We start from the raw sequence: 4526 nt of genomic DNA, 5'->3' as shown, positions 1-4526 counted from the left end.
CGACTTGCTGCCGCTGGCGGGCGACTGCACGTACGCGCGCGCGCGCGCGGCGCGCCGCGTGGCGCGCGCCGGGCAGGACGCGGCGCTGCGCGGGCTGCCGATCCCGGTGGTCGACCTCAACGACCGCGTGTGCGCGGCGGCGCGCTGCGGCGTGGTGGTGGGCGGCGTGGTGGCGTTCACCGACGACGACCACCTGACGGCGAGCTTCGCGCGCGCGCAGGCGCCGGTGCTGGGGGCGCGGCTGGCGGCGGCGGTGCCGGCGCTGCGATAGCGCGACGACACGGCGGACACGGAGGGCCTCCGGCGTGCCGTCCGCGGCGCCATCCAGTACGTTTGCGGGGCCGACCCTCCAGGCCCCATCCGTCCCGCGTCCCCACGCGCCCATGCGTCTCCCCGTCCGCTCGCTCGCCGCTCTCGCCCTCGCCTGCGCCCCGGCCGTCGCCGCGGCGCAGACGTTCCGCTCCGACGACCCGGTGATGCGCCGGATCTGGCAGCTCGGGATGGACTCGTCGCAGACCGAGCGGCTGGCGCAGGTGCTCATCGACTCCATCGGCCCGCGGCTCTCGGGGACCGCCAACTTCACCTCGGCGGTCGAGTGGCTGGAGCGGACGTACCAGGGGATGGGCGTCCCCGCGCGGCGCGAGCGCTACGGCACCTGGCGCCCGTGGCGCGCCGGCCCGGTGCACCTCGACCTGCTGGCGCCGCACGTGCGCTCGATGGAGGCGCGCTTCCTGGCGTGGAGCCCGGGGAACGGCGGGCGCCCGACCGACGGCGAGGTGGTGGCGATCCCGGCGCTCGCCGACGCCGCGGCGGCCACCGCGTGGCTGCGCACCGTGCGCGGGAAGTTCGTGCTCGCGTCGGCGCCCGAGCCGATGTGCCGCGCGCCGCAGGAGCTGGAGCGCAACGCGCGCCCCGCCACCGTGCAGCGCGTCGCCGCGCGCCGCACCGAGCTGGCCCGCGAGCACGCGCGCCGCGTCGAGCTGCTCGGCGGCGGCGCGCTGCACGCGCGCCTCGACTCGGCCGGCGTGGCCGGGATCCTGACGTCGCTCTGGTCGAACGGGTGGGGCGTCAACAAGGTCTTCGCGGCGACGGCCGAGCGCGTGCCGTCGCTCGACGTGTCGTGCGAGGACTACGGGCTGCTGCACCGCCTGGCGACGAACGGCCAGGGGCCGCGCGCGCGCCTCACCGCGACCGCCGAGCGCGGGGGCGCCGAGGTGCCGATGTTCAACGTCGTCGCGGAGCTGAAGGGGCGCGAGAAGCCCGACGAGTACGTGCTGCTCTCGGCGCACCTCGACAGCTGGGCCTCGGCGACCGGCGCGACCGACAACGGGACCGGCACGATCACGATGCTGGAGGCGATGCGCATCCTGAAGGCCGCCTACCCCAACCCGAAGCGCACCATCCTCGTCGGGCACTGGGGCGGGGAGGAGCAGGGGACGATCGGGTCGCTGGCGTTCGCCGAGGACCACCCGGAGGTGGTCAAGGGGCTGCAGGCCGTGTTCAACCAGGACAACGGCACGTGGCGGTTCGAGATCTTGGAGGGGCAGGGGTTCGCGGGCGCGGCGCCGAACCTCGCGCGGTGGGTGGCGCAGCTCCCCGCCGAGATCGGGGACAGCCTGCGGCTGCAGCTGCCGGGGCCCCAGGCCAACACGGGGAGCGACCACACGTCGTTCGTCTGCCGGCCGGCGCCGGCGTTCCGCCTGCAGTCGCCGTACGCGGAGTACCGCCAGTACACCTGGCACACCAACCGCGACACGTACGACAAGATCGTGTTCGACGACCTGCGGCAGAACGCGACGACGGCGGCGATGATGGCCTACGCGGCGAGCGAGGACCCGACGACGACGGGGCGCGAGCAGGCGGTGCTGATCGGGCAGAACGGCCAGCCGCGCCGCTGGCCGACCTGCAACACGGCGCGGCGGAGCTACCAGGCGTCCCAGCAGCGCCGCTGACGGTCGGCCGCTGGCGCGGCCGGCGTGGCGCAGCGGGGGCCGGGCGGTCATCTTTGGACCGCCCGGCCCCCGTCCGTTTCCCCCACCCCCCCGCGCGTGACCTCTCCCTCCCAAGCCCGCGCCACGATCGTCCCGGCCGTCCTCGAGCGACACGCCGCCGAGCTGCTGGACGTCTGGACGCAGGAGCAGACGACGGCGGGGCTGACGCGCGGCGCCGCCGGCGACCTGCGCGCGCGCAGCACCGAGTTCCTCCGCCTGCTCCAGCAGGCGACCGCCGAGACGTCGGGGGTCGGCGACCTGACGGCGGTGCACGGCGCGCCCTTCGCGCGGGTGCGCGAGTTCCTCGGCGCGCTGTCGCGCCAGCGGGCGGCCGAGGGGGCGACGCCCTCCGAGACGGCGATGTTCGTCTTCTCGCTCAAGCGCCCGCTGTTCGTGCTGCTGCGCCGCGAGGCGGCCGACGCCGACCGGCTGGCCGACGAGCTGTGGGTGGCCACCGAGCTGGTGGACCGCCTCGGGCTGCTGACCACCGAGGCGTACCAGCGCGGGCGCGAGGAGGTCATCGCGCGCCAGCAGCAGGACATGCTGGAGCTGAGCACCCCGGTCGTGAAGCTGTGGGACGGGATCTTGGCGCTGCCGATGATCGGCACCCTCGACTCGGCGCGCACGCAGGTGGTGATGGAGACGCTGCTGCAGCGCATCGTCGAGACGGGCGCCGAGGTGGCGATCATCGACATCACGGGGGTGCCGACGGTCGACACGCTGACCGCGCAGCACCTGCTCAAGACGGTGACGGCGGCGCGCCTCATGGGCGCCGACTGCATCATCAGCGGGATCCGGCCGCAGATCGCGCAGACGATCGTGCACCTCGGCGTCGACCTGGCCGACGTGACGACCAAGGCGACGCTGGCCGACGCCTTCCGCACGGCGCTCGCGCGGACGATGCAGTCCGTCGCGCCGGCGCGCCACGCGCGCTGACCGCGGGGGGCGCCGGGCGATGGAGCGGATCCCGATCCTCAAGATGGGCCCCTTCCTCCTGGTGACGATCCAGGTGGACATGCACGACCGGCTGGCGATGGTGCTGCAGGACGACCTGACGTCCATGATCAGCCGCACCGGCGCGCGCGGCGTGCTGCTCGACATCTCGGCGCTCGAGATCGTGGACTCGTTCATCGGGCGCATGATCAGCAACATCGCCGCGATGGCGCGGGTGCTCGACGCCGAGACGGTGGTGGTGGGGATGCAGCCGGCCGTGGCGATCACGCTGGTGGAGCTGGGGCTGTCGCTCCCCGGCGTGCGCACCGCGCTGAACGTGGAGCGCGGGATGGCGCTGCTGCGCGACGCGGTGCGCCGCGCCGACGGCGCCGGCACCGACGCGGGGGCGGACGCGATCGCCGCCGCGCTGGCCGGCGAGGAGGACGACGGGGGCGGCGACGCACCGCGGGGCCCGCGCGGCGCGCCCCCCGCGTGAGCGTCGTCCGCGCGGAGACGGTCCCGGTGCGCGTCGAGTCGGACGTGGTCGTCGTCCGGCAGACGGTGCGCCAGTGGGCGACGTCGCTCGGCTTCAGCCTCGTCGACCAGACGAAGCTGGTGACGGCGGCGTCCGAGCTCGCGCGCAACACCGTGGTGTACGGCGGCGGCGGCTCGCTCACGCTGGAGGCGCTGGAGGACGGGGCGCGCCGCGGGCTGCGGCTGCGCTTCGCCGACGAGGGCCCCGGGATCCCCGACCTCGCGCTCGCCCTCACCGACGGCTACACGACCGGGGGCGGGCTCGGGCTGGGGCTGAGCGGGGCGCGCCGCCTCTCGAACGAGTTCGACCTCGACTCGGCCCCGGGGAAGGGGACGCGCGTCACCATCGCCCGCTGGCGCTGACGCGCCGGCGCCACCCCCCCGCCCCGTGTCGTCGTACCTGCCGTTCGCGTCCGACCCCCTGTGGGGGGAGGCCCGCCGCCCGCCCGCGTCCGTGTCCACGCGGGTCGAGGTGGCCGACGCGTCGCAGGTCGGCGAGGCGCGCCGGCAGGTGAGCGCGCTCGCCCGCGCCCTCGGCTTCTCCGAGGAGGACGCCGGGCGCGCGGCGCTGGTGGCCACCGAGGCGGCGACCAACCTCGCCCGCCACGGCGGCGGCGGCGAGCTGGTGGCGCGCGCCCTCGCCGGCGCCGGCGGCGCGGCGGCGGGGGTCGCGCAGCTGGCGCTCGACCGCGGCCCCGGGATCCCCGACCTCGCGCGCGCGATGGCCGACGGCTACTCGACCGGCGGCACGGCGGGGCAGGGGCTGGGCGCGATGCGCCGCATGAGCGACGCCTTCGACGCCTACGGGCCGCCGGGGCAGGGGACGGCGCTCGTGCTGCGGCTGCGCCCCACCGCGCCCGGCGGCCCGCCCGCGGCCGACGACCCGGACCTGGGCGCGGTGTGCCTCCCGCTGGCCGGCGAGACCGCGTGCGGCGACGGGTGGGGGGGCTGGGGGAGCGCGGCGGCGGGGACCGAGCGGCTGCTGGTCGTCGACGGGCTGGGGCACGGCCCGGCGGCCGCCGAGGCGGGGGGGGCGGGGCTCGACGGGGGGGGGGGGGTGTTCGCCGG

The 4526-nt window shown here is 76.6% G+C and carries 6 protein-coding genes; all 6 read left to right on the top strand.

Going from position 1 to position 4526, the window contains the following annotated elements; genetic code table 11:
• Window positions 1-271: SGNH hydrolase domain-containing protein (locus PYV61_RS21370; protein WP_275835458.1), on the top strand; the 271-nt coding region annotated here is incomplete at its 5' end.
• Between the two features lie 112 nt (window positions 272-383).
• Window positions 384-1952 (top strand): M20/M25/M40 family metallo-hydrolase, encoded by a 1569-nt coding sequence (locus PYV61_RS21365; RefSeq protein WP_275835456.1) that lies wholly within the window; start codon window positions 384-386, stop codon window positions 1950-1952.
• Window positions 1953-2048: 96 nt separating this feature from the next.
• Entirely contained in the window at window positions 2049-2927 is an 879-nt protein-coding gene (locus PYV61_RS21360; RefSeq protein ID WP_275835454.1) for an STAS domain-containing protein, read from the top strand.
• A 19-nt stretch (window positions 2928-2946) separates the two neighbouring features.
• A complete protein-coding gene (locus PYV61_RS21355; RefSeq protein WP_345785276.1) occupies window positions 2947-3420 on the top strand; it encodes an STAS domain-containing protein in 474 nt (157 codons plus the stop codon).
• Window positions 3417-3821 carry an ATP-binding protein gene (locus PYV61_RS21350; RefSeq protein WP_275835450.1) on the top strand — a complete coding sequence of 135 codons (405 nt, stop codon included), beginning with the start codon at window positions 3417-3419 and terminating at the stop codon, window positions 3819-3821. Before PYV61_RS21355 ends, PYV61_RS21350 begins: the two co-directional genes overlap by 4 nt.
• A 91-nt stretch (window positions 3822-3912) precedes the next feature.
• Window positions 3913-4526 (top strand): ATP-binding protein (locus tag PYV61_RS21345; RefSeq protein WP_275835448.1); only part of this gene is annotated, 614 nt, incomplete at its 3' end.

Source organism: Roseisolibacter sp. H3M3-2 (assembly GCF_029211165.1).
Classification (GTDB): domain Bacteria; phylum Gemmatimonadota; class Gemmatimonadetes; order Gemmatimonadales; family Gemmatimonadaceae; genus Roseisolibacter.
This window is presented reverse-complemented; position numbering and strand designations above follow the sequence as displayed.

Excerpts from the sequence above, each read along its gene's own strand:
- PYV61_RS21365 (WP_275835456.1), top strand. The coding sequence starts at position 384 with ATGCGTCTCCCCGTCCGCTCGCTCGCCGCTCTCGCCCTCGCCTGCGCC.
- PYV61_RS21355 (WP_345785276.1), top strand. The coding sequence starts at position 2,947 with ATGGAGCGGATCCCGATCCTCAAGATGGGCCCCTTCCTCCTGGTGACG.